This is a genomic window from Enterococcus sp. DIV1208, from assembly GCF_050530455.1.
Lineage (GTDB): Bacteria > Bacillota > Bacilli > Lactobacillales > Enterococcaceae > Enterococcus_B > Enterococcus_B hirae.
Genome location: NZ_CP172887.1, coordinates 2377875 through 2403933, shown reverse-complemented (window position 1 = coordinate 2403933; position 26059 = coordinate 2377875). Strand labels below are relative to the sequence as shown.

The 26059-nt window shown below is 36.0% G+C and carries 22 protein-coding genes and 2 pseudogenes; 22 read left to right on the top strand and 2 right to left on the bottom strand.

The window, feature by feature from the left end:
- Window positions 1–61: 61 nt before the first annotated feature.
- Entirely contained in the window at window positions 62–865 is an 804-nt protein-coding gene (locus IGK91_RS11055; RefSeq protein ID WP_081123835.1) for an AAA family ATPase, read from the bottom strand.
- A complete protein-coding gene (locus IGK91_RS11050; protein ID WP_374220198.1) occupies window positions 858–1919 on the bottom strand; it encodes a Mu transposase C-terminal domain-containing protein in 1062 nt (353 codons plus the stop codon). The genes IGK91_RS11055 and IGK91_RS11050 overlap by 8 nt, the downstream gene beginning before the upstream one ends.
- A 144-nt stretch (window positions 1920–2063) precedes the next feature.
- On the opposite strand from IGK91_RS11050, the gene IGK91_RS11045 reads away from it, so the two are divergent.
- The 22 genes and pseudogenes from IGK91_RS11045 (at window position 2064) to IGK91_RS10940 (ending at window position 26044) form a co-directional block, all read left to right on the top strand.
- Window positions 2064–2744: an IS6-like element IS1216 family transposase gene (locus IGK91_RS11045; protein ID WP_193792016.1), complete on the top strand. Its 681-nt coding sequence runs from the start codon at window positions 2064–2066 to the stop codon at window positions 2742–2744.
- Between the two features lie 24 nt (window positions 2745–2768).
- On the top strand, window positions 2769–3278 hold the full coding sequence (locus IGK91_RS11040) for a DUF1456 family protein (RefSeq protein ID WP_081123635.1): 510 nt from the start codon (window positions 2769–2771) through the stop codon (window positions 3276–3278).
- Window positions 3279–3377: 99 nt separating this feature from the next.
- Window positions 3378–4028, top strand: coding sequence for a hypothetical protein (locus IGK91_RS11035; protein ID WP_002312640.1), 651 nt, complete (start codon window positions 3378–3380; stop codon window positions 4026–4028).
- A gap of 450 nt (window positions 4029–4478) precedes the next feature.
- Window positions 4479–5417, top strand: coding sequence for a 2-dehydropantoate 2-reductase (locus IGK91_RS11030; RefSeq protein WP_002291914.1), 939 nt, complete (start codon window positions 4479–4481; stop codon window positions 5415–5417).
- Between the two features lie 12 nt (window positions 5418–5429).
- On the top strand, window positions 5430–6482 hold the full coding sequence (locus IGK91_RS11025; RefSeq protein ID WP_002291912.1) for a PTS sugar transporter subunit IIC: 1053 nt from the start codon (window positions 5430–5432) through the stop codon (window positions 6480–6482).
- A 265-nt stretch (window positions 6483–6747) separates the two neighbouring features.
- Window positions 6748–7383, top strand: a complete 636-nt coding sequence (locus IGK91_RS11020) for a DUF998 domain-containing protein (protein WP_002330002.1) — start codon at window positions 6748–6750, stop codon at window positions 7381–7383.
- Between the two features lie 232 nt (window positions 7384–7615).
- The gene (locus IGK91_RS11015) at window positions 7616–8020 is read left to right on the top strand and encodes an organic hydroperoxide resistance protein (RefSeq protein WP_081123633.1); all 405 of its coding nucleotides are present in this window, start codon (window positions 7616–7618) and stop codon (window positions 8018–8020) included.
- A 132-nt stretch (window positions 8021–8152) separates the two neighbouring features.
- Window positions 8153–9196 (top strand): hypothetical protein, encoded by a 1044-nt coding sequence (locus IGK91_RS11010; RefSeq protein ID WP_002292292.1) that lies wholly within the window; start codon window positions 8153–8155, stop codon window positions 9194–9196.
- 14 nt (window positions 9197–9210) lie between these two features.
- On the top strand, window positions 9211–9774 hold the full coding sequence (locus IGK91_RS11005; protein ID WP_002330004.1) for a restriction endonuclease subunit S: 564 nt from the start codon (window positions 9211–9213) through the stop codon (window positions 9772–9774).
- 281 nt (window positions 9775–10055) lie between these two features.
- Entirely contained in the window at window positions 10056–10904 is an 849-nt protein-coding gene (locus tag IGK91_RS11000; protein WP_010737046.1) for an LEM-3-like GIY-YIG domain-containing protein, read from the top strand.
- 893 nt (window positions 10905–11797) lie between these two features.
- Complete coding sequence (locus IGK91_RS10995; RefSeq protein WP_309597271.1) at window positions 11798–13231, top strand: hypothetical protein; 1434 nt, start codon at window positions 11798–11800, stop codon at window positions 13229–13231.
- A 313-nt stretch (window positions 13232–13544) separates the two neighbouring features.
- A complete protein-coding gene (locus tag IGK91_RS10990; RefSeq protein ID WP_010737049.1) occupies window positions 13545–15185 on the top strand; it encodes a membrane protein in 1641 nt (546 codons plus the stop codon).
- A 457-nt stretch (window positions 15186–15642) separates the two neighbouring features.
- A pseudogene (locus IGK91_RS10985) lies at window positions 15643–16386 on the top strand (hypothetical protein).
- Between the two features lie 361 nt (window positions 16387–16747).
- Window positions 16748–17065, top strand: coding sequence for a PTS sugar transporter subunit IIB (locus IGK91_RS10980; RefSeq protein WP_196763502.1), 318 nt, complete (start codon window positions 16748–16750; stop codon window positions 17063–17065).
- A 6-nt stretch (window positions 17066–17071) separates the two neighbouring features.
- Window positions 17072–18355: pseudogene (locus IGK91_RS10975) on the top strand (PTS sugar transporter subunit IIC).
- A 14-nt stretch (window positions 18356–18369) separates the two neighbouring features.
- Window positions 18370–18717: a PTS lactose/cellobiose transporter subunit IIA gene (locus IGK91_RS10970; RefSeq protein WP_010720932.1), complete on the top strand. Its 348-nt coding sequence runs from the start codon at window positions 18370–18372 to the stop codon at window positions 18715–18717.
- A 10-nt stretch (window positions 18718–18727) separates the two neighbouring features.
- Window positions 18728–20173: a glycoside hydrolase family 1 protein gene (locus IGK91_RS10965; RefSeq protein WP_181934402.1), complete on the top strand. Its 1446-nt coding sequence runs from the start codon at window positions 18728–18730 to the stop codon at window positions 20171–20173.
- Window positions 20174–20286: 113 nt separating this feature from the next.
- Window positions 20287–22185: a BglG family transcription antiterminator gene (locus tag IGK91_RS10960; protein ID WP_181934401.1), complete on the top strand. Its 1899-nt coding sequence runs from the start codon at window positions 20287–20289 to the stop codon at window positions 22183–22185.
- Between the two features lie 337 nt (window positions 22186–22522).
- The gene (locus tag IGK91_RS10955; protein WP_010720928.1) at window positions 22523–23461 is read left to right on the top strand and encodes a 2-dehydropantoate 2-reductase; all 939 of its coding nucleotides are present in this window, start codon (window positions 22523–22525) and stop codon (window positions 23459–23461) included.
- A gap of 13 nt (window positions 23462–23474) precedes the next feature.
- Window positions 23475–24527 carry a PTS sugar transporter subunit IIC gene (locus tag IGK91_RS10950; protein WP_010720927.1) on the top strand — a complete coding sequence of 351 codons (1053 nt, stop codon included), beginning with the start codon at window positions 23475–23477 and terminating at the stop codon, window positions 24525–24527.
- A gap of 262 nt (window positions 24528–24789) precedes the next feature.
- Window positions 24790–25707 (top strand): hypothetical protein, encoded by a 918-nt coding sequence (locus IGK91_RS10945; RefSeq protein WP_181934400.1) that lies wholly within the window; start codon window positions 24790–24792, stop codon window positions 25705–25707.
- A 13-nt stretch (window positions 25708–25720) separates the two neighbouring features.
- A complete protein-coding gene (locus tag IGK91_RS10940) occupies window positions 25721–26044 on the top strand; it encodes a hypothetical protein (protein ID WP_010737055.1) in 324 nt (107 codons plus the stop codon).
- Window positions 26045–26059: the final 15 nt, after the last annotated feature.

Below are 26059 nucleotides of genomic sequence, written 5' to 3'. Positions count from 1 at the left end.
ATTTAAATGGCAAAAATTTTTAGTAATAAATGACAAAAGCTACCAATTTTTTGGTAGCTTTTTATATACCTACCACTAAACTATCTCTTGCTGCTTCGACAACTTCTACAGTAATCTTATCCATTTGATTGATTCTTAAAATACGATCAATCTGTGCAAATAAACGATGAATAAGCCTAAAATTTCCTTTTGTAATTTTAATGATAGTTGTGATAGCCTCATAATCAGAAAAATCTTCTAACTTAATATCAATTCCTAAGTCTGACCATTTGTATTCCAAAATATGATGTGTTTCATCCTTACTAAGGTTATCAAATTCATGCGCAAATCCTATGCGAGAGTAAAGTTGCGGATAACGAGACAACCTTTTTTCAATACCAGGCATACCGATAAGAACCATTGCCAGATCATTTCTATCATAAATATCTCTTAGCTGTTCTAAATGCTGAAGCTTTAAACGATCAATTTCATCGACAATAATTAAATCAATTGCTTCATAGGTTTTAGGCACAGAAGGATATTCTTGATTGTATTTTAATACCATATGCATTGCTTTAGTCAGACCTATTCTACTAGTTATTGTGTTAATATCAGAACTGACACGAGACATCTTTTCAGCTGGTGCAGTATAAAAAACTTTATTTACACTTAATATTTCATCTGTTGCATTTTTTCCAATATCATCAGCACGATGATAGGCAATTTGCTTTTCTATATTATCCCAGTTACAGTAATACCTTGAAGATAATGTTTTACCTACGCCAGGAGCACCATAGCAAATTCCAATATACTTATATTTAATACATGCGTCACAAAATTCAGCAAATCGTTTATATTCTTTTGTTTCAATAAAGGTTTTATTCATTATAGTACCTCTTTAAAGCTGATTTCTTAGGTGGGTTAGTTATTTCTTCATACTTTTTCTCTTCAATTAATAATTCTACAGAACTTGGTACTTGTATCTTTTGTTTTAATAATTTTTTTCGTTTATTTCTAGCAAAAATTAAATCATCCATATTGATTTCATAATTTGAAATATCTGGAGAAATGGCATTACAAAGAAACTGATTCTTATAAAATACTCTAATTTCTGCCAAATCATTTGGCGTATAACGGATTAAAACAGGTTCTCCAACAAACGCAGATAAATTAGGATTAGTATATCGTAATCTTTGGAAATGAATTCCATCAGAGTGGACTTTTCGAGTTTTGGGAATTTCTAATAACAATAAATCTAACTCTTCTAAACTATTAGGCATATTCGGTAAAAATAAATGCTCACTCCATTTTTTTATCGGACTTACTTTAATAGAAGAATGATTTGTTTGATTATATTCATTGATAAGAAAACAGTGTAATTTCTCTTTAAATTCTTGAATAGTTAATAATTTTTCGTTGCAGTTATTTTCAATATAACCTGGTAATCCTTCTAAAAGCATTTGGTTAATCGTCTGGAAAAAACGCTCAATTTTCCCACGCCCTCTTGGAATTCCTATGGTAGAAAAAATGAGATTTATTCTTAAATCAACAGCGACTTGTTCCATAAAATTTGAAGTAAAATCACTTCCGTGATCCGTATAAAAATTTTCAGGAATACCACATATAGGCCACGAAGAATCTTTTTTTGTCCAAATAGCTTGATGTAAGGTTAATGATGTATTGATTGCTGAAGGGGCAGAAAAACTCAAATAATAACCAGCCACAGCTCGACTATAATCATCTAATATAATAGTCAACCAGGGACGATTTATATTTCCTTTTTCATCAAGTAAATTGATATTTAATAAGGTATGATCTGCTTGCCAAATTTCATTCGGTCTTGTTGCTTCCCTTATAGCAATTAAATCATAATTCTCTTTATATATTTTCTCTCCCTCATGGGCTAACTGAATGAGACTTTTGGGAATCCTTTTACGCAATTTATAAATTTGAGAATAACTTGGTATATCCAGTTTGTTCTCTTTACAATAGGAAGCAATTTTTCGAGATGGTTCTGTTGCAAAGTTTTAAATCTACTATCAGATAAGGTAGAATAATAGAAAAAGATAGCAGGAGGAATGACGATGAGTCATTTTAAAGGAAAGCAATTTCAGCAGGATGTGATTATTGTAGCCGTGGGCTACTATCTTCGTTATAACCTTAGCTATCGTGAAGTTCAAGAAATCTTATATGATCGTGGCATTAACGTTTCTCATATGACGATTTATCGTTGGGTGCAAGAATATGGCAAACTACTCTATCAAATTTGGAAAAAGAAAAATAAAAAATCCTTTTATTCATGGAAAATGGATGAAACGTACATCAAAATTAAAGGAAAATGGCATTATTTGTATCGAGCCATCGATGCAGATGGTTTAACCTTGGATATTTGGTTACGTAAAAAACGGGACACACAAGCAGCCTATGCTTTTCTTAAGCGGTTAGTGAAGCAGTTTGATGAACCGAAGGTTGTAGTCACAGATAAAGCCCCCTCTATTACAAGTGCCTTTAAGAAACTAAAAGAATACGGCTTTTATCAAGGGACAGAACATCGTACCATTAAATACCTGAATAATTTGATTGAACAAGACCATCGTCCAGTAAAGAGACGCAATAAATTCTATCGAAGTTTACGCACTGCCTCTACCACGATTAAAGGCATGGAAGCCATTCGAGGATTATATAAGAAAACCCGAAAAGAAGGCACTCTCTTCGGGTTTTCGGTCTGCACTGAAATCAAGGTATTATTGGGAATCCCAGCTTAAATCATAGATACCGTAAGGGATTTTATTCTTTATTTAAAACTTTGCAACAGAACCCGTTATGCGATTGATTTGAAAGATACGGATTTGATTAAAGCTTTTGAGCTAGGCGGTGTACCACTGACTAAAGAAGAAGCTCAGGCGGTACTGACCAAAGTACAGGATAAGAACAAAGATAATGCAGAAAATAATGTGTATGAAAAAACCATCAACAACCAAGTTTTTGACGCATTCCTAAATGGCCTGATTCTCTTGGCGCGTGGTCCGCAAAAAGATAAGCCGATAGTAGATACGCCGCAAAAAAGCAAGGAAATCAAATATATCAACAATGTGTTGCTAAAAAAATTAAAAATCGCCTTGTCTATGACCACTGATGATATTTTAGACGTTTTTGCTGAGGCAGAAATCTATCCATCAAAAGGCGAAATCGGGGCATTTTTGAGAAAAGAAGGCCAACGAAATTTTAAGCCTTGCGGAGATAAATATATGCGTAATTTTCTCAAGGGGTTAGGAATTTATAATCGGAGAAAAGTATAAAGAAATTTCATGAGAAATCAAAACAATGGTTGTTTTGATGAGAGCTAGTTTTTGTATGAGATTAAAATATTATCTTAATCGAGGAGCTGGATTGGTTTTATGAATGATGAATATAAGAATGATGAAGATAAGATGCTTTTTGAAGAGATAGAGAATCGATGTAGGCTCAATTTTGAGCTTCGGGGAAAGATGTCTTTAATACAACAAAAAAAGTATTTAGCGAATAAATCAGAGTTTACTCTGGGACATGTTGAAAAATTAATCTCGGATTGGATTAGTAGTAGAAGCGAATTTACAAAAATAAAACAGCCGATTAAATTTGACATGAAAAAACTTTTGTTAAATAAGAGTGAGATAGGTAATAGAGATCAATATATTAGAGCTAAAGGGCAAGAAATAATTGATTCATTAGGTGAAATGAGGTCATACAATTATTTGTATGTAACACATAGAGCTGATGGAATGGTCATTACTGTGGGGAAATCTTCTTCTAATGATATTTTTTTAGATGGAGATCTTTTTTATCAACTCAATATAAATCACTTGTCTGGCACTGAAAATATAATTTTAAGGACGGAATATGGCAATGAAATATTTGCAAAATATGATGAGATTTTAAAAAATTATTTAGACTGGGCTTGGATAATTCCGGTTGAGTCAGGAGATGCTAAGAAACTGGAGAGATTATTGGGCGATGAACTAATTAATAAAAAAGTACCAATTTTAAATTATTATTCCCATAGACAATAAAAGGCTATTTTTCATGATAATACTAGTTATAACTGTAAAAATGGAAGAAAATCTGGGAAAGAAGTTTTTAAATAAGTGTATTGTTCGATTTTAATAAATAATAAGTAATACCATCCGTCTGTGTTGCGCAACATTGTACTACAATGAATATTTTTTCACAAAAAGAAAATCATCCATCGAATGAATGGAAGGTTTTAGTATACACGAGGTTAATGCCCCCTCTTTTATAATCAGAGGAGTGAGATTTTTTCTATGAATGTTTCTATTTTCTTATTGCTAGTCTAGTTTCTCTTACGATGAAATTGGGATTCTATTCCAGTTTTTATTGATTTGCTGATAAAATAACTTGAATGGTGGATATAAACATGATAAATAAGAGAAGAATAACAAAACGAGGTTGTGAAAAGATTCTCAAATGAGTATAATAGAAAGAAAAAGGAGGAAGAATCAATGAAAATAGCAATTGCAGGCGCTGGCGCAATGGGAAGTCGCTTTGGGTTGATGCTTCACCAAAGTGGGAACGAAGTATTATTAATCGATGGCTGGGCAGAACATGTCCAACAAATCAAAGAACATGGATTACAAGCAAATTTTAATGGTAAAGAGGTAGAAGCAAAACTACCAATCGTTCTTCAATCCGAAGTAGAAAAAGAAGATCAAGTTGATCTGATTATTCTATTTACCAAAGCGATGCAGCTGGAAAAAATGCTGCAGGATATCCAATCATTAATCAAAAAAGATACAGAGGTCTTATGTCTATTAAATGGTATCGGGCATGAAGATATTATTGAGAAATTTGTACCAATGGAAAATATCTATATTGGAAATACCATGTGGACGGCAGGTCTTGAAGGTCCTGGTCAGGTCAAATTATTTGGAAGTGGTTCAGTAGAATTACAAAATTTAGGTGATGGAAAAGAAGCAGCTGCAAAAAAATTAGCAGACAAATTGTCTGAATCAGGATTAAATGCTCATTTTTCTGACAATATTCACTATTCTATTTATCGCAAAGCATGTGTGAACGGAACAATGAACGGACTATGCACAATCTTAGACGTTAATATGGCTGAGCTAGGAAAAACATCGACTGCTCATAAAATGGTGGCGACGATTGTCAATGAGTTTGCCAAAGTAGCAGCAGTAGAGAAGATTGAACTAGATGTCCCAGAAGTCATTGCACATTGTGAATCTTGTTTTGACCCGGAAACAATTGGGTTACATTATCCTTCAATGTATCAAGACTTGATTAAGAACCATCGATTAACAGAAATCGATTATATCAATGGCGCAATTTCTAGAAAAGGGAAGAAATATGGTGTTGCGACGCCTTATTGTGATTTCTTGACTGAGCTTGTCCATGCAAAAGAAGATAGTTTGAACGTAAAATAAAGGAGAGATTGAATGGAAACTTCACAAAAAATATCACCGAAAATTTTTCTGAATAAAGTCCTCGCTGGTACAGCAACAGGAATCATTATTGGATTGATTCCTAATGCAGTATTAGGTGCCATTTTAAAATATTTTAGTGCGTATCCCTTTGCGGTAACGATCGCACAGTTAGCAGTTATTTTTCAACTAGCAACACCTTTGATCATTGGTGGTTTGATTGCCTTACAATTTGGATTTGATCCGATGAGAATGATGGTTGTAGCCGGAGCTTCTTTTGTTGGTTCTGGTGTAGTCAAATTCACACCTGATTTGGGTGAAACGGGTGTTTACGTTGGTGCTGGTACAGGCGATATTATTAATACGATGCTGACAGCATCGATTGCTGTCGGGCTGATTTTACTGATTGGAAATAGTTTTGGGTCAGTGTCGATTGTGTTAACACCGATTGTTGTAGGTGTAGGTGCAGGTTTACTTGGTTTTTATTTATTCCCTTTTGTAACAGCAATTACTTCTGCAATTGGATCATTGATTAATAACTTCACTACCTTACAACCGCTGTTAATGTCTATCTTGATTGGTTGTTCCTTTGCCTTTTTGATTATCTCTCCTATTTCAACAGTAGCAATCGGAATGGCAATCCAACTAGATGGTGTTTCTGCTGGTGCGGCTGCGATGGGCGTAGCTGCAACCACTTTTGTTTTAGTAGTGAACTCTTGGAAGGTTAATAAGTCAGGTGTGACAATTGCGATTGCTTTAGGCGCTATGAAGATGATGATGCCTAATCTATTTAGAAAACCTGTGATTCTTATTCCTTGTTTAGTTAGTGCAGTGATTACAGCTATTCCTGTCGCTCTATTTTCTATTTCAGGTACGCCTGCTTCTGCTGGTTTCGGCGTGGTCGGACTTGTTGGTCCGTTGGCTTCTTTAGATGCAGGGCTAAATGGCTTTCTTGTTGTTCTTTGTTGGTTAGTCATCCCTGTTTTTGCGGCACTAATTACTCAATTTTTATGCGAGAAAGTATTTAAACTGTATGATCGAGAAGAAGTCTTCAAATTTTTAGGCTAGTAGATTTTACTAAGAAATTTTCAATCAATGGATGCGTAAGTGAGATGTCAACAACATCTGACTTACGTTTTTTTGCCTTTTTGAGTAGGAGATTGATGCTGACAACTGAACTCTTCAGTGCCATTCGATTTTTTAAAATGTAGAAGAAACTCACCTTTATGTTATTGATTGTTCAAAAGGCAACTAGAATAAAAATATGTGTTAAAATGAGAAAAAATTTGATTGTTGGATGTATCGAATAATCACTAAAAAGTAGGGGAAGAAAATGATTTTTTTGCAAAAATATGGTTTTTATTTTTTATTATTAGGTGTGATTAGTGATTTATCGACACCGTATATCCTTGGCCTTTTTTATCCCAAACTGAATCAAATGACTACCGTAATTAGTGTGTTTGGTGACGTAGATAGTCCAGTCAGACGTGCTTTCTTGGTCTGGTCAGTTGTATCTGGACTTTTTTTTGTTCTTTCGTTGCCTGCGTTGTATCACCTATTTGTTGGAACATCAAAAACACTTGCAATACTTGTTGTTGCAACAGTTGGTTTATATGGGATAGGTGATTGTATTTTTACTGGCTTATTCAGTATCAATACGAATGAAAGCTCTTGGAATCTATCGACTTGGATCCATAATATAGGTTCTGGGCTAGGCTATGCAGGCTTTCTACTTTTCCCATTGTTACTTGTTCTGCTTTATCGTCAAAGTGGTCAAGGTACGCTTAGCCATTTTTATCTTGTTTTAACAGTTATTAGTTTACTAATTGCAGGTCTTTACGGATTAGCACGGATTCCGTCGATTAGTCAGTTTGCCTTCTTTAAGCAATTGGGCTTCTTTCAACGATTAAGTTTTTTCTTTAACTATTTGCCGATGATTTGTTTAAGTTTTTTTCAACTACGAAAGTAGAAAAAGCAGTGTGAAGCTGATTAAGTGGTTCTATGATATTTGGTGTTGTTACTCAAGGCGAGTAAGGACACCAAATATCATAGAACCCTTCTTTTTTTGTATAGATAAACTGCTTCTATCACTGATCATCGATGTTGTCTAACTGATGTCGCCGAATGCAAGCATTACCTTTGTCAGATTAAAAAATACTCGTTACACTTAATATAGAACGACGAAAGAAAGGATGATCTCAATGAAAAAAATGTACGAAACAGCAATGATCAATCGTGGAGGCCGTGATGGCGAAGTTGAGGCACCAAACGGAAGTATGCACATGAAGATCGACCGCCCAGGAATCCATAGTGAAGGGACAAATCCGGAACAACTTTTTGCGGCTGGATACGCATCTTGCTTCAACGGCGCGGTTCAACACATGCTGGAAGAAAATAATCTTGAGTCTGATTCTGAAGTCAAAGCACGGGTATCTTTATTTCAATTAGAAGATGGGGGCTACCAAATCGGGGTCGTTTTAGAAGTTTCTTTGCCAGGACTTGATAAGGACCAAGCAGAGAAAATCGCAGAAGAAGCCCACGCATTTTGCCCATACTCTAAAGCAACAAGAGGCAATATTGATGTGGAAGTGACTATAGTAGAATAAGGGATTCTTAATGTTACTATAAATGAGATTATGAAAGATCCTATAAAGAAACGCTAGTAAAAGAAACATGTAGTTACGGTAATTAATAGCGGTATATGGACGATTGATCGAATAGAACAAGGAGGCAAAAAAATGACACAGCGGGTAGCAATAATGATTTTAGTGTTGCTGGTCATTGGCCTCCTTGTTTACTATGTCCTAAAGTTTAAGCATTGGAAGCAGCAACGGATACATCAGGATATTGAAAAAAAGTTAAAACGGTATCCTATTGTTCAAGCAGCTTGGGAAAAGGCTGAAGCAAAACAATATAACATTCCTGGATTAACAGAAACAAGAATGGTGGTGCCGGAAACCGGCGAAAATGAGGTTTGTCAATGGATGACGCCGCAAGGGTTGGCTTTTTCTCAAGATTTTGTGTTTATTTCTGCCTACTGCTATGACCATCAGCATCATTCTATTATTCATGTACTGGATAGAGAAACAGGACAGCCGATCAAACTGCTGATTTTACCTAAACGGCCACATGTAGGGGGCTTAGTATATGATACAAAACGGGAACTTTTATGGTTGACAATCACAGGATCTGCTACTGGACGAGTAGCCGCTTTACGTTTGATCGATATCTTAGCAGATACATCTGAAGAGACGGGACAGCCAATCGCTTATTGGCTGACAACTGATCTCTCAGAGATTCCACAAGCATCGTATTTGACTCAAAACAATGATCAACTGGTATCTGGCAACTTCACACTAAAAGGTGAAGGACAGTTGACTTTCTATCTATTGCCGACGATAGCTGAAATGAAAACAGCAATTCGCCGCAAAGACAAAATCCAACCAACCGTGACAATGAGCAGAAAAACATCTGATAAGATTCAAGGTGTGGCTTTTTATGGCCATTATCTCTTAGCCAGTCGTTCTTATGGTCCTTATACCTCGGAACTCTTAGTGTCCGAGCGGGACTCTCCTAGCCGGATCCTAAAACGAATCAAATTTCCACCGTATTTGGAACAAATCGTTGTTGTAGAAGATCGTCTAGCAGTATTGTTTGAAAGTGGCGCCGCAGCGTATCGCGAGAAAGCCAATCCTGTGTTAGCCAATGTTTTATTACTAGACTTAGCAACGTTGCTTCATGCAAATAAGCGTCCCAAAAAGATTGCTGCAACTAAAAAATAGTCGGACAACTCAAGATGATCACTGTTGTTCATAAAGAACGACAAGAAAAATCATCTAGCGATGTTCAACTATGGGTTTATTTAGGAAGTATTTCTACTAAGATTCAATATGGCTATACAGATTCGGCGAAAAAAAAAGGCAATGTTAAGTTTTTAAGAATCACAGATATACAAGAGGGACGTGTAAATTGGTCCAGTGTGCCTTACTGTGATATTAGTAATTCTAAACTAGTTGATTTAAGATTGGAAGAAAATGACATTTTGATAGCAAGGACAGGAGGAACTATGGGAAAAAGTTTCTTGGTTAAGGAAATAAGTGAGGAATCTGTTTTTGCTTCTTACTTGATTCGAATTAGGTTAGTTGAGAAATTATTATCAGAATACGTAGACTGCTTCTTAGACTCGCCATTATATTGGAAGTTATTAGAAAAAATTTCTTACGGAACTGGGCAACCAAATGTAAATGGTACAAATTTATCTAAACTACTTATACCATTACCACCTTTAGAAGAACAACAACGCATGACTACTAAAATAGAAATGATAAGAAGATCTATTCGTAGAATCAATTTTGAGTAAATATAACGGACCTAGCATCCATTTTATACCAGATGATGCTAGGTCTATTATTTATATTTTATGGAATTTAATTGATTTGTTCTAGTGTTTTAATATTATTACGACAGTAAAAAAATAGTTTGATTCTTCTAACATGAATAACCATCTAGAAGTGGAAATGTATAAAAGATTTATTTTATGAAGTTTTCCTAATATCATTCACTCATGATACGCAGCGCCTTATCATAAATAATGATATTTTTTCTGAGACAGGGAAAAAATAGTGAAACAGAGGAGTATAAATGAGTGAACTTAAAAAATTTTCTACATCTACTTTAGCTGAGTTGCAAAAAGATGAAAAACATCCTTACTATGTTTACTGTTTGGTTGATCCTAGAAACAACCAGACTTTTTATATTGGGAAAGGAAAAGGAAATCGTATTTTTGCCCATCGTCAAGCGGCACTGAATATGCTAAGAAAATCAGATTTACTTGAAGAAAATGAGACAGTTAGAACATTAAAAATAAAAACAATTCAAGAAATAAATGGGATGAAACTGAAAATATCGAGCTATATACTTAGCTATGGCTTAACGGAGAGTGAAGCTTATGCAAGCGAAAATGCATTGATCAATTATGCTCAATTGATCCAAGGTCTTTCGTTAACGAATTTAGTAAAAGGACATGGATCTAAGGCGATGTCAGTTGAAGAAATCGAAGACCGATATGGGTTTCAACCGATGTCTATAAATGAAATAGCGACGAATGAGTTGATTCTAGCAGTAAAAGTAAGAGATGCGTTCAATCTTTCTAAAGATGAGTCACAAGAATATCCAATCGATGACAGATTTCGTGATGATAATAATTTAAAATCCCGTACGCTAGGTAACTGGGTAATCGGTCGTGATAAGATACATCGGATTCGCTATGTTATAGCTGTTAATACAGGAGCAGATAATGCGGTTGTTGCAGCATATAAAGTTTCTTCTCAATATTCTGAATCGAAGAAATTTGAAAATGGTCGAACACGCTATGCGTTTCAGGCATTATCGAATAGAGAAGATACTTTGCGAGAACTTAATTTATATAAACGATCTTTACCAGATATCAAATTTGGTAGTGGGAGTGCAATTGCATATATTAACAATTAGAACGATGATTATTATAATCATTTCCAATGGTATTTTTGGTAGTAGTTACCTGAAATAAATATAATTTTAAATATATATTATATCCATGAAGAGAGTGGGACAATAGTCAGAAAAAATCTGATTATTGTCCCATTTTTTGATTTTAAGGTACACAAAAATCAAAAAAATTTGTATGATTATAAATCCGTTTTTTACTCATATTCCAACATCTTAATAAATGTTTTTTACGTTTTTTTGAAAGAAAGTACGTTACTTAATGAAATTTGGCACGATAAAGTCTATCAATGGATGTCTAGAGATAGGGATCTATTTTTTGTTGGTTTCGGCTTATTTCAAGGGGCTACTGCTTAAACAGCGCTTTAGAGTGAATGATAAGATTGAGGTTCCAAATAAATCTTTAAATAAAAATAACGATATTTTGAATCATCAACTCGATGAAGCCTTTTCATGTCTATGTTATAGGTTATTAAATGACAAAACTAGTTGTTTTTTGATAAAATCACATACGTTATAAATTGAAATCTGTCAGTTGTTTAGAAGGGAGAAGGGATCAATGAAACCATCTATTCGTCAATGGATAGCTTAGAATTTAATAATGGATCTTGAGGTAACTAACTCATATGTTGAAAATAATCACACCTTTTCATTATTCAAAAGATGAAAAAAATAATGAATGAGTGAGAGAATAGAAAAAATATTTTCTTGCTGATTAGGTATAGTGTATTTCATGTTAGTTAAGAAAAATAAGTATGTCATAAACATAACTAGCAAGCTCTTTTAATATGAAATGATAAAAATGAGAGTGATTCACCCAATGAATAATCACTGAGTCATTTCAAATAGAGTAACGTATGAAAGGAGAAATAAAAATTGTTATGAGATTCAATTGAAAAATCATTTTGTTTGTTCTGCTAATAGCTATTGCAAGCACTTATTCCTTTATCTTTTTTAATAATACAGAAAAGATCGCAACGACAGGAGATATTGCTTTTCATTTTTCCAGGATCAAAGGATTGGCTTCTGTATTTTCGGGTCCGATCAATTTTACTACATTCAATAGTTATGGTGGTGGGGTCAACTTTTTTTATCCTTATCTAACCCTGTTTCCAGCTGTAATCTTTTACTGGATTACCCATAATTTGATCTTAAGTTATATGTTATATGTTTGGGTACTGAATGTGTGTACAATCCTCATCACCTTCTATTACGGACGGAAATTTTTTAAACGTGTAGATGCGGCATTTTTATTTAGTTGTTTCTATACTTTTTACGGGTATCGAATGATCGATATTTACCAACGTTCAGCGATTTCAGAATCAATTGCTCTGACGATTATGCCAGTAGTCCTCTACTACACGTATAGACTTCTTTTTGAAAAGAAGAATTGTGTGATTCCTTTAGCTGTTAGTATGAGTTTGCTTATTTATACGTATGCTCTTTTTACGTTTATGAGCGTAATAGTTATTGGGCTTTTGTTTATCGGTTCACTTTTGGCTAAACGAAAAAAGAAAGAAAATGTTTTGGACTTGTTTGTTGGAATGGCAAAAGCTGTCGGCTGGACGACTCTTTTAACAGCGTATGTTTGGTACCCAATGCTGCAGCAAGTCCTGCATCAAAGCATCAATCGTCCTTTCCGCACAAACCTTCAGGAGCGGGGAGTGAACATTTTTGAAAGTTTGTTTGGTGCGATGACTAATGATTTGACGACATTTACAATGGGAACGATTGGTGTCGTGTCATTAGTCCTCCCGCTTTTCTTTTTGAAAAGATTTGAACGAAGAGAAAGAGTCATTTATTTTTGTGCAGTAGCTACGTGGTTTTTATCGACGAATGTTTTTCCATGGTTTCTTTTACAAAATACACCTATCCAATTGATTCAATTTCCTTGGAGAATCTTAGGGTTTCAAGTGCTTTTCGGATCATTGATCTTGGTGATGGTCTTTTTGAAATGCAGACCAGATCAGAAAAAAAGTATATGGTGGATTGGCGGAATCGTCCTCCTGCTTTTGACACTAACAGTAGTAACGAAAATAAATTATACGCAAAAGATCCAATCCTATAACGCTCGTCTGATTATGACAAAAAAAGAGATTAAGCATTACACGACTTCAGGGACAGGGGGACTTTATGATTATGCACCGTCTGATGCGCTGAAATACAAAAATCAGTTGAAAAAACATGAAGTAAAAGTTGGGAATGAATGGAAAAGTAGTTCTCATAAAGCGTATGATTCAAAAATCATTTATACAGTGGAAGATGCGCAAGGGCAAAAAATCACGTTACCTGTGTTTGATTATTGGGGAACCGTTGCGAAAGTAAATGGTTAAACGACTAGCATAGAAAATGATGACGGGTTAGTAGCGGTTAAAGGAAAAGAAGTTGTGAAAGCATTGGTTAGCTCCGATAATAAGAAGAAAAAATTTTTAGAAACAGCTTCTCGTGTTTTTGAAAAATTTAGGCTTATTGCAAGGAGCTGATGCTTGAACACCATTTATCTGTTTCCAGAGCAAAGAGTGAGATGGATGTCTCAGTCTTTTTTTCTGTTTCTAAAAGGATAGTTTACTAAATAAAACAGAAAAATTTATGAAAAATTCCAAGAATTACGTTATACTTATTATGATTTTTTGAAAGGAGTTACTAATGAAAACAAAGAAAAAATTGCTCTTATTTGTTATATTAATACTTATTGCGGGTCTTTATTCTGTGAATTATTTTAGGCATGCACAAACGATTTCTACGACAGGAGATATCGCATTTCATCTTTCCAGAATTAAAGGATTATCCTCTATATTATCAGGACCAATCAATTTTACGACTTTTAATAGTTATGGCAGCGGTGTGAACTATTTTTACCCCTACTTGACCCTTTTTCCATCGGTAATTTTTTATTGGATTACCAATAATTTGATCGTAAGTTATATTTTATACGTATGGGTGTTGAATGTTTGTACCATCCTATTGATGTTTTATTATGGTCAAAAATTTTTAAAGCGAGTAGATGCTGCCTTTTTATTTAGCTGTCTGTATACATTTTATAGTTATCGAACGATTGATATTTACCATCGTTCAGCGATTGCAGAAGCGATTGCACTGACGATTATGCCTGTAGTTTTGTATTATGCTTACAAAATGATCTATGAGAAAGCAACGGCTGCGATCCCGTTAGCAATCAGTATGAGTTTGCTTGTTTATACGCATGTTCTCTCTACTTTCATGTGTGCGTTTTTCATTGGAATGATGATCATAGGCAAACTGATTGTGAATAAACTAAATAAGGAAGAAACCATTCGCTTGGTGTTGGAGATGTCAAAAGCTGTGGGAATGACGATTCTTTTAACGGCCTATTTTTGGTATCCTATGTTCAAGCAAACCATGTATCAATCCATCAATCAGCCAGGAAAAACAGATCTGCAAAATCAAGCGATCAATGTATCTGATAGTTTGATTGGGGCCATGAATAATGATTTGGCCTCCTTTACAATCGGGATTATCGGGATTGTTTCTTTGATTCTTCCGCTTGTGTATTTTAAAAAGCTAACGAGCAAGGAAAAAGTGATTTACCTGATTGCAGTAGCTACTTGGTTATTATCAACTAAGCTGGTCCCATGGGCACTATTGCAAAATACACCCGTTCGATTGCTTCAATTTCCTTGGCGGATATTAGGATTTCAGGTACTTTTTGGCTCATTAATTTTATCCATTGTTTTTAATAGGATGGTATTTGGACAGAAAAAAAGAATACTTGGTATTGCAGCGATTGTTTGTTTTATGTTTGTTGTTTCGGCAGCCACTAAAGCCAATTATAATCACAAAGTGCCAACACTAGGTGACCATTTAGAGGTGAATAAAGACACTCTAGGTAGTTACATCACTGTAGGTGTTGGAGGGGTCTTTGACTATGCACCACTAGAAGCCATGAAATATAAGGAGCATGTGCAAAAGCATGAAATAAGAGTAGACAATGAATGGCAAACAGCAGCATATAAAGCTTCTGATTCCAAAATAGTCTATACAGTCAAAGGTGCTAAAGATAAAAAAATCACGTTACCCGTGTTTGATTACTGGGGAACTACAGCAAAAGTGAATGGGCAAAATACCAAGATTGAAAACAATGAAGGATTAGCAACATTTGAAGGAAAAGCAGGAACAACGGTAATTGAAGTTTCTTCTAAGTATCCCTTTACAATGATTCTTGCTTTTATTGTCAGTCTAGGAAGCTATCTTTTTGTTTTTATTCGTTTCTTGATCGGCAAATGTTTCGTTTCGAAAAAAATTGCGTAACATAAATATTCGTACTAGGAAAAAAACTGAAAGATTCGTTAACATCTAGTGAGATCACTAGGTGTTTTTTTATTCTTATTTAGTTCATGATGAATTTCATCAATGATTATTGGATAAGGCAATCTTTCAGATTCGACAGAGATCCTACGCTTATAAGCATTCTTTTTCACCCAGTCAATAGTTAATACAGAATTTGAATAGATCATTATCTAGCAGTCTTGCTTTTAATGCATTGATTAACACTTAACAAGCAGAACCCCAGATTCAACATTCATTTGTTCGTTTATTAATTTTTTTTCATAACTAAGTTATTGCTAGTCAATTTATTGTAAAGTAACGTATGAAATAAATGGACTGATAACGTAGCTTCTGAAATTGCTGTTTGAGCTAGTAGTGTAGCAATGAGGGATTTCAGCGTTAGATTGTTGCTAACAGAAGATGAATGGGGTGGGGGAACATGAAGAAACATTATTTGGCTTGTTTGTTGTGTCTGTTCTTTTTATTTGCTTTGCCAGTACAGGGCTTTGCAGTAGCGGGTGGACATGGAGGTGGCTCAACGAGAAGCGGTGGATCTGGCGGAAGTTTTGGTGGTAGTTCGGTCGGACATCATTTTTATGACGATCGGCCAATTATCGGAAGATCACGAGGGTATTATCGATCAAGTTCATACGGTGACGTAGAGGACTATGTATTAATGGGGGCGTCTGTTGGTGGTTTTGCGGCGTTTGCTTTATTTAAAAGGAAGAAAGAACAGCACAGTGTGACCAGAGAGCTATTTTCTCGTATGCCTGGGAAAAAGAAAGCGAAGAAAAGATTGCTTTCAGAGATCGAAACCAGCTTCTTTGCGATTCAAAACGCTTGGGAACATGAAAAAATGGAAAAAGCCTCGCGCTATTATACGAAAAAATTATTTTTGGAGCATCAACAAGTCTTACAAAAGAATCAAGCAGAAGGTATTAAAAATCATACTAAAAAAATCGTACTGCAACAGTTGGGGAACTATCGTCAAATAGAGGAAGACAGTTTCTCGATCTGAATTGATTTTAGTTGCTATGATTATACGATTGATCGAAAAAATAACCTGCTCTTATCAGGGTACAAGCATCAGCGACAATATTTTTCTCAGATCTGGTATTTCAATTATTCAGACAAAGAACAAAAATGGCAGGTAGATTATATTCAACCGATTTCATTGGGGTAAGGTAACGGTAGGAATGATTAGTGGATACTGAGTTTATTGATAACAAAGCATAAATCAAAAAATGGCATAGAGGGGGGAGCCGTGATCAGAATGAATCTGGTCGGCTCTCTTTTTTTGTGGGAATGTTTTTCTTTTTTAGTGAAGTACGGGGATATTCACAGGAATGTTAGCCAGCTGATGATATGAGCCTAACTATCAGGATTCGTTTTTCAACAGAACTGGTGGAGTAACTAAGAGGAGTATACCCTATAATAGCTAAAAGAGAACCTCACGTTAATTAATTTCCGCTACCTAGGAAAAAAGTAAGTTTGAAAGCGCATACCTCGGTAGCTAAACTAAACGTGTAAGAAAAAAAGGGGAGATGGTAAAGATGGCAAAAAATATTTTGTTGATTTGTGGTTCGGGTGCTTCTAGTGGATTTATGGCGGCTGCTATTCGAAAAGCAGCGAAAAAAAGAGGGGAAGAAGTAACTGTGAAAGCGGCTAGTGAGTCGCAATTGGATGAACGGATCAATGAGATCAATTATCTGTTGATTGGTCCGCATTTGTCTTATATGTTGGCAGATCTCAAAGCACAAATTGAAGGAAAGAACGTGAAAGTAGCAGTCATTCCACAAGCAACCTATGGCACTTTAAATGGAGATAAGGCACTAGATCTGATTTTAAGTATGGAGGGCTAACGAATGATGAATAAAATTATGGACTTCATGACGAACAAATTTGCGCCAAAAGTAAATAAAATTGTCAAGAATCCTTGGGTCTCGGCGATCCAAGATTCGATCATGGCGGCTTTACCGTTAGTTTTTGTTGGTTCTTTAGTTACAGTGGTTTCTCTGCTAAAAAATATTTTTGCAGGTTTACCTGATTTTTCAATGATTAGTAATTTTTCTTTTGGGATGTTTGGTTTGATTGTTTCTTTTTTGATTCTTTATTATCTCATGGAAAAAAAGGGAAACAGCGGTCAAAAGCTGATTTCAGGTGCTACCGGATTAGTGTTATTCATGATGTTACTATTTCCCACAGTATCTGCTGAAGGAAATGCTACGTTTATTCTTTCTCGGTTTGGCGCTACAGGCATGTTTCTTGCGATTATTTCTGGTCTTTTTGTTGCCTGTGTGATGAATTTTGCTGCTAAAAGATCATTTTTCGATGAAGATACACCGATCCCTGATTTCGTGGTGGGGTGGTTTAATAGTTTATTGCCGATTACGTTTATCTTGATCGTTGGTTGGTTTATCACGGTACAAATGAATGTTGATTTCTTTGAAGTGGTCGTTTGGGCATTCAGTCCATTGGCAAAAATCGTGCAATCTTACCCAGGTTTTGTCTTATCCGTTTTTATCCCAGTCTTTTTATATACGTTCGGTATTTCAGGTTGGGTGATGATGCCGGCTATCTATCCTGTATATATGGCTGGATTAGCTGCTAATGCTGAGGCTGTTGCAAATGGTGGACAAGCAATGAACATTGCTACTCAAGAAACTTGTTATGCTTTTTCATCAATGGGTGGTGTGGGGACTACCTTGGCCTTGTCTGTGATGATGTAGCTGCTAAGTAAATCAGCACAATTAAAAGCGATTGGTAAAGCGGTCTTTATTCCTTCGATCTTTAATATTAATGAACCGTTGGTTTTTGGGGCACCGATTGCTTTTAATCCTTACTTGATGATTCCTATGTGGATCAACGCACTGATCGTACCAACGATTTCTTATGTTGTGATGAATATGGGCTTCGTGAATATTCCTAGTCAATCATTCTTGTTGTGGTACATGCCATATCCATTTACATCTTATTTAGCCACTCAAGATTTCCGTGCGGTCATCGTCTGTCTGTTGATCTTTGTTATCACATGGTTTATCTTCTTACCATTTTTTAAAGCATATGATATTTCATTATTAAAACAAGAAAAAATTGCTGAAGAACAAGTAGCGGCGCAAGCAAAAGCAATGCAAGCTTCAACGGCTCAATAATTGGAGGTAGTAGTATGTCACAACAGTTTGTGGAAGAAACAGATAGCCTAAACGAATTATCGATGAATATTTTGATCCATGCAGGTAATGCTCGTGAATTACTGGTAAAAGGTCTGAATGCACTGGAGGAAATGGCGTTCGATGAAGCAGAAGAATTGATTCAATCGGCACATAAAGAAGTGGTGATTGCTCACGGCTTGCAAACAGATACGTTACAAATGGAAGCTTCAGGAGAGCAGATCCGCTATTCTACGTTGTTCTGTCATGCGCAAGATACGTTGATGACAGCACAAAGTGAGATATTGATTGGTGAACATATGGTTCGGTTATTTCGGAACTTTTCAAAAAAATTAACTAAATAGGAGGTATTTCATGTTTAAAGAATACAAAATGCCAAAAGATTTTCTTTGGGGAGGGGCGATTGCTGCCAACCAAGCAGAAGGGGCTTATCAAGTTGATGGTAAGGGCATCAGCCTCGCTGATTTACATGTTTTCCATGCGGATAAAACAAATGCAGAAATTGCGGAAGAGCAACATAAAGGAATGTCTTTGGCTCAGTTGAAGGCGAATATGACAGATGAACAAGGCTATTATCCTAAACGCCATGGGATCGATTTTTATCATACCTATCCTGAAGATTTAGCGCTATTAGCAGAGATGGGCTTTAAAACGTTTCGGACGTCGATTGATTGGTCGAGGATTTTTCCTACGGGCGATGAAACGGAACCGAATGAAGCGGGTTTGGCTTATTATGATGCGTTGATTGATAAGATCCGTGAGTTAGGGATGGAGCCGATTATTACGATGCTTCATTATGAAACACCGGTAGACATTACTTTAAACTACGGGGGTTGGCATAATCGGAAAGTGATCGATCTATTTGTAAAATATGGAAAAACAATTTTAGATCGTTACAAAGATAAAGTGAAGTATTGGATCGTCATCAATCAGATCAACTTGATCCAATTTGAACCATTCAATTCAACTGCTATTCCTTATGATACGGTGGATCATTACGAAGAAGCTAGCTATCAAGCGATCCATAATCAGTTCGTTGCCAGTGCTAAAATCTATGAATATGGGAAAAAGCTCAACCCTGAAATGCAAATTGGAACGATGGTTGCAGATTGCACCGCCTATCCATTTTCTTGCGATCCAGATGATATCATTTTGGCTTTACGTCGTAATCGGATGGAGTATTTCTATACAGATGTGCAATTTCGAGGGGAATATCCTCAGTATGCGTTGAATTATTTTGCTGAAAATAATATCCATCTCGAGATCACTGAAGAAGACAAAGCCATTTTACAAGCGAATACGATGGATTATCTGGCTATTTCTTATTATTATTCGCAAATGGTCGACTCCAAGAAAAACGATATGAACCCTGCATCGGTGACACCTAACCCGAACTTGAAAGCTAATCCATGGGGGTGGGCAGTGGATCCTAAAGGGTTGTATCATTCACTGTCGCAATATTGGGATCGTTATGGTAAAGCGATTATTATTGCAGAAAATGGCTTTGGAATGTACGACCAGTTGGAAAACGGCAAGATTCATGATGATTATCGGATCGATTATCTGGCTAGTCACATTGAAGAAATGAAACGTGCGATGTATGATGGAGTCAATGTGATTGCTTATTGTGCATGGGGGCCGATTGACATTATCAGCTGTTCATCTGCTCAAATGGAAAAACGTTATGGATTTATCTATGTGGATCTGGAGAATGAAGGAAAAGGTAGTGGTGATCGGATCAAAAAAGATAGTTTTTACTGGTACAAAAATGTGATTGAATCGAATGGAGAAAATTTGTAAAGTCGCCAGTTTAAAGAATAGGTGTGATGCGAGACATGGATTTCGTATCCACCTTTTTTTGAGATAGTGTGGCAAATCAATGGATAGCAACACATGTGTGGGGGAGATAGAAAGTGGCAACGAAAAGGCAAAGAGAGATTATCGCATATCTTGCAAAACGACAGCAGCATTGGGTCACTGCGACGGAACTAGCAACATTTTGTAACTGTACGACTCGAACCATTCGTAATCAAATCACAAAGATCAATGAGACGGAGCAACAAATTATTTCTAGTAATCAAGGGTATCGGATCAAACAACCTACCCAGGATAATCAAGTGATCCAAGCAACGAATGACCGGCAATCACAGTTGTTTCTGACGTTGTTAAAAAGCAATCATGGCATTGATCTCTATGATCTGGCAGACACGATGTTTCTCTCTGAGTCAACGTTAAAAAATGACATCCAGCTTTTGCGTAACGAGATTCAAAACAAACAATTGAAATTAACGATCAAAGCCAATCAAATTTATTTAGAAGGATCAGAAAGTGATAAAAGGCGTTACATGATTTCGCTATTGTATGAGGAAGGCGATTATCAGGAAAAACTAAAGTATCATGTCCAAGATATGATTGGCACGCTTTCGCTTATTGATCTAGAGCGAACCATCCATGATGTCTTGGCTTCACACAAAATCAAAATCAATCGTTATTCGATGAACAATATTGTGCTTCATTTTGCGATTAGTATTGAACGGATTCGCCAAGGAAATGATCTGAAAAGCGTGAAGGACTTTCCATTAAGAAATGATGCAACGGAATTTCAATTGTGTGTGGAGATTACTGAACTTCTTTCAAATACTTATCACATTCATTTTTCTGATGCTGAAGTCAAACAGTTATCCTTACTTTTTATTGGATTACAAAATGAATATCTTACGAATCGCAAAGAGCTATCCTTGTCCAAAATTGTTGAAGCTCGAGTGATCGAAACACTAAATGAAGTTTTAGAGAAAGTCAAAGAAACCTATTTGATTGATTTACAAGATGAAGCTTTTTTCAATAAATTAGCTATCCATCTGCAAAATCTTTATGACCGCTCTCAATATGAACGGTTCACTCGGAATAGCAGCCTTTTAGATATTAAAACAGCCTATCCGTTAACGTATGACATTGCGGTTTACTTGTCGATGTTGGTACAGGAAAAATTAGCGATTTGGTTTAATGAGGATGAGATTTCTTTTATCGCTTTACACATCGGGGCTTACTTAGAAAGCAAAAAAGAAAAAAGACCAAAGTTGCGAGTGCTAGTTGATCACAACAATTACCATGATTTTGAAGAAACAAACGTTCAAAATATTCGTAGTATGCTAGGGGAAGATGTGGAGATCGTGGCGGTTGATCATCATGAGGTAAGCGTACAAGAAAATGACGTGTATGTCTCTTCTGACCGTGACAGAGTGACTGAAATCAATGGCGCAGTATATGTCCATCCTATTTTGACACGTAAAGATTTTGCAAAGATCCAAAAACGGGTGACTGCCAAGCGAAAAAGTAATTGGCGAAAACAGATGTTTCATTTGATTGATCGGTTTATTATTGAAGATCTCTATTTTAATCAATTTGATCCGACCGATCAGACACCTAAAATGATTCGGGAAAAATTGATTGATCGATTGTTAGTGACAGGGTATGTGGAGGAAGAATTTTCCCAGAGGATGGAAAAACGAGAAGCGATGTCATCGACCAGTTTCCCATCAGGTATCGCAGTACCCCACTCGCTGGAACAACAGGCGAAAAAAAGTGCCCTTTCGATTATGACCTTGCAAGAAACCCTAAAATGGGACGAATATCCTGTTCAAATCGTAGCTTTAGTTGCCATCTCACAAGATGAAGCCAAAGAATTTAATGATTTTTTTGAAATGTTTATCGAAATCGTTTCTGATCTGATCAATGTGCGATTGTTAGCGGGTGCAGAAAATTTTACAGAATTCATCTTAAAAATGAAAATGTTGGTCGAAACGGAAGAATGATCCGTGAATGTTGAGGGCGTTGGTTTTATTCTTGTATGAGAGGAACGCTCGCTTTTGTCTTAGGGATCACTGCTAATCGATCATTGTCAAAGTAGCCGAAAGCTTTCTAGTGATTTTTGGTTACTTTGTTTTTTTGTGCTTGCAGTGATGGAAGGAAGTAATTTAAAACATCTTTCTGCTAACTTCCAATTGAACGGAGAAGTTTAGGATTGCCCGTTTTTCTCTTAGGCAAGCTGATTTCACGTAAAGTGGTGGAAAAAGAAGAGCAACCTATAGAATAAAATTGTGTAATAAATCTTAGATAGGTATAATGTAAGGCAAAAGGGAGGAATAAAACATGAAAATTGCAATTGCAGGAGCTGGAGCGATGGGAAGTCGTTTCGGTCTGATGTTACATCAAGGTGGAAACGAAGTACTATTGATCGACGGTTGGGCAGATCATGTTCAACAAATCAAAGAGCATGGGTTAAAAGCAGATTTTAATGGCGAAGAAGTAGTTGAGAAGTTACCAGTCGTTCTTCAATCAGAAGTAGGCGAAGAAGATCAGGTAGATTTGATCATTTTATTTACTAAAGCGATGCAATTAGAAAAAATGCTAACAGATATCCGTCCATTGATCAAAGAAGAAACGGAAGTATTATGCTTATTGAATGGTATCGGACATGAAGATATCATTGAAAAATTTGTTCCAATGGCAAACATTTATATTGGTAACACCATGTGGACGGCGGGCTTAGAAGGACCTGGAAAAGTCAAACTGTTTGGAAGTGGTTCAATTGAGCTGCAAAATCTTGGAGAAGGCAAAGAAGAACAAGCGAAAGCACTAGCTGAAAAATTATCAGAATCAGGCTTACATGCGAAATTCTCTGATAACATCCATTATTCCATTTACCGTAAAGCTTGTGTGAATGGCACGATGAATGGGTTATGCACGATTTTGGATGTGAACATGGCAGGGTTAGGTCAAACTTCGACTGCGCATAAGATGGTGGAAACGATTGTTCGTGAATTTGCGGCAGTGGCAGAAGCTGAAAATATCCACTTAGATATCCCAGAAGTGATCGCTCATTGTGAATCTTGTTTCGATCCAGAAACGATCGGATTACATTATCCATCCATGTATCAAGATTTGATCAAGAATCACCGCTTGACGGAAATCGACTACATCAACGGTGCGGTTTCAAGAAAAGGGAAGAAATATGGTATTGCAACACCTTATTGTGACTTCTTAACAGAATTGATCCATGCGAAAGAAGATAGCTTGCAGGTAAAATAAAGGGGGATAATTGATGGAACAGACACAAAGCATGTCACCAAAGATTTTTCTGAACAAAGTACTAGCTGGTACAGCAACGGGGATTATCATCGGATTGATTCCTAACGCAGTATTAGGGGCGATTTTAAGATACTTTAGTGGTTCTTCTTTTGCGATGGCTGTTGCTCAAATGGCGGTCATCTTCCAATTAGCGACACCGTTGATTATCGGTGGATTGATAGCTTTGCAATTTGGTTTTGCACCGATGAAGATGATGGTGGTGGCTGGTGCCGCATTTGTCGGGTCAGGGGTGGTGAAGTTTACTCCTGAGCTTGGTGAAACAGGTGTGTATGTTGGTGCTGGCACAGGCGATATCATCAATACGATGATCACTGCTTCTATCGCAGTTGGGTTGATTTATCTGATTGGTGAACGGTTTGGTTCGGTAGCGATTGTGTTGACTCCGATCGTTGTTGGTGTCGGCGCAGGGGTGATCGGGTTTTATCTCTATCCTTATGTGGCAGATATTACCTCAGCTATCGGGACGGTCATCAATAACTTCACGACACTACAACCTTTACTGATGTCGATCTTGATTGGCTGTTCTTTTGCCTTCTTGATCATTTCACCGATTTCCACCGTAGCAATCGGAGTGGCGATCCAACTAGATGGTGTTTCAGCAGGAGCGGCAGCAATGGGTGTCGCAGCAACGACTTTCGTTTTGATCGTGAACTCGTGGAAAGTCAATAAATCAGGAGTGACGATCGCCATTACGTTAGGAGCGATGAAGATGATGATGCCTAATCTGTTTCGCAGACCGGTTATTCTCGTTCCTTGTCTGATCAGTGCAGTGATTACAGCTATTCCAGTTGCTTTGTTGTCTATTTCAGGAACCCCTGCCTCGGCTGGTTTTGGGATCGTTGGTTTAGTTGGTCCTTTAGCTTCTTTAGATGCAGGTCTAAATCCGGCTCTTGTTGTTTTGAGCTGGTTAGTCGTCCCAGTTGCGGCAGCATTGTTCACTCAGTTTTTATGTGAGAAAGTATTGAAACTATATGATCGAGCAGATGTGTTTGAATTCTTAGGCTAGTGAAACGGCTGATTTTTTGGCTGAGTCTGCTCCTTTGATAGTGAGACAAATCATGTCAAATAAAAAAAGCTTGAATTTTTAATTCCTTTTTTCGAAGGAGATTAAAAGTTCAGGCTTTTTTAATATAAAAAACGAAATTTTTTGTGGATATAGATCAGTGTAGGTATTTTTTTGCTTCTTAGTAGCATTATTTAGTAATATTGATAGTATTTATTTTTCATTAAGCGGTATAATGTTTTTGAATATAATGGAGGGGCGTAATATGGAGATAATGCAAGCGGGTATCAGAGTTCCAAAAAACCAATTGGTAGAAAAAGTGAAGGAATTACATTTTTCAGAAAAGATTGTTAAACATTTAAATGGGGCAATAGTGACGAGTGGTACCGTCATGGAAATTATAAATAAAGGAGAATACGTATTAGATATTCCACCGGAAATATTAAAGGGACTAAAAAATGGAACGTATCGTTTTGTCTCTGGGAAAGATGGAGTATATGCACAGATTGCTGATAAAAAAAGTGGCGAATTTGTTAAAAATTTGACATTAAAAAATGGAACAAGCGTTTGTTCAGCTTTAGGTCCTGCGGCAATAGTAGTAGGAGTCATGTTAGAACTTAAAAAAATCGAAGACAAATTAGATGATCTTAATTTGAAAATAGACGAAGTAATCAAAAATTTTGAAAATGATCGTTACGCAGGTGTAGTTTCTGCTAAAGATAAATATGAACAATCAGTGTTAATAAAAGATCCTCAAATAAAAAAACAGTTATTAGTTAATGTGCTAAATGATATCACTACTGTGAAATATCAATTGTTAAAACAGTTAGAAGGAAAGGTAATCAGTTACCGAAAAAACCGTATGAAATTTGGTGATAAAGAAAAGTCAGCAAATGATATTTTGCAAAATATTTTATTTATAAATGAGAGTTTTAATATCCAAGTAAATTGCCTTTCAGATTTAGATGAATATGTTGCTTTGAACTATAGCTTAAATCTCCATAAAAAAGATTTGGAAAGCATTTTGACTAGAGAAATGGCGTTAAAATTAGATGAGTATTTTCAAAAATCAACCAATCCAATAACAGAAGCAATTGATGATATTCATACGTTGATTCATACTATCTCTGATATGATCGAAGCGGATCCTGAGTATATTTTAAGTGGATATGTAACGGACTAATGGGGGGAAAGCAATGTATAAATGTACAAATTGTGGACGAGAAATATCTGAACCTAAAAAACTATGTGCATATTGTAAAAAAGAAAAAAATAGGATAACGAATGTGAGTAAACGAGCGTTAAAAAAGACAGTAGAATTTACGAATGAAAAGACAGAAGTAATCGGCAACAAGTTCTCTTCTTTGAAAATAAAACAATTGAAGTCATCAATAAAAATAAATACAAGCATGAAAGAAACAGGTACTAAAGTCAAAACAGAGGTCACTGATACACTAGCCAAAGTTACTGAACAACTAGTAAAAAAAGGAAATAGCCAAAAGAAAAAAAATAAAAAATAATCTTATCGAAAAATT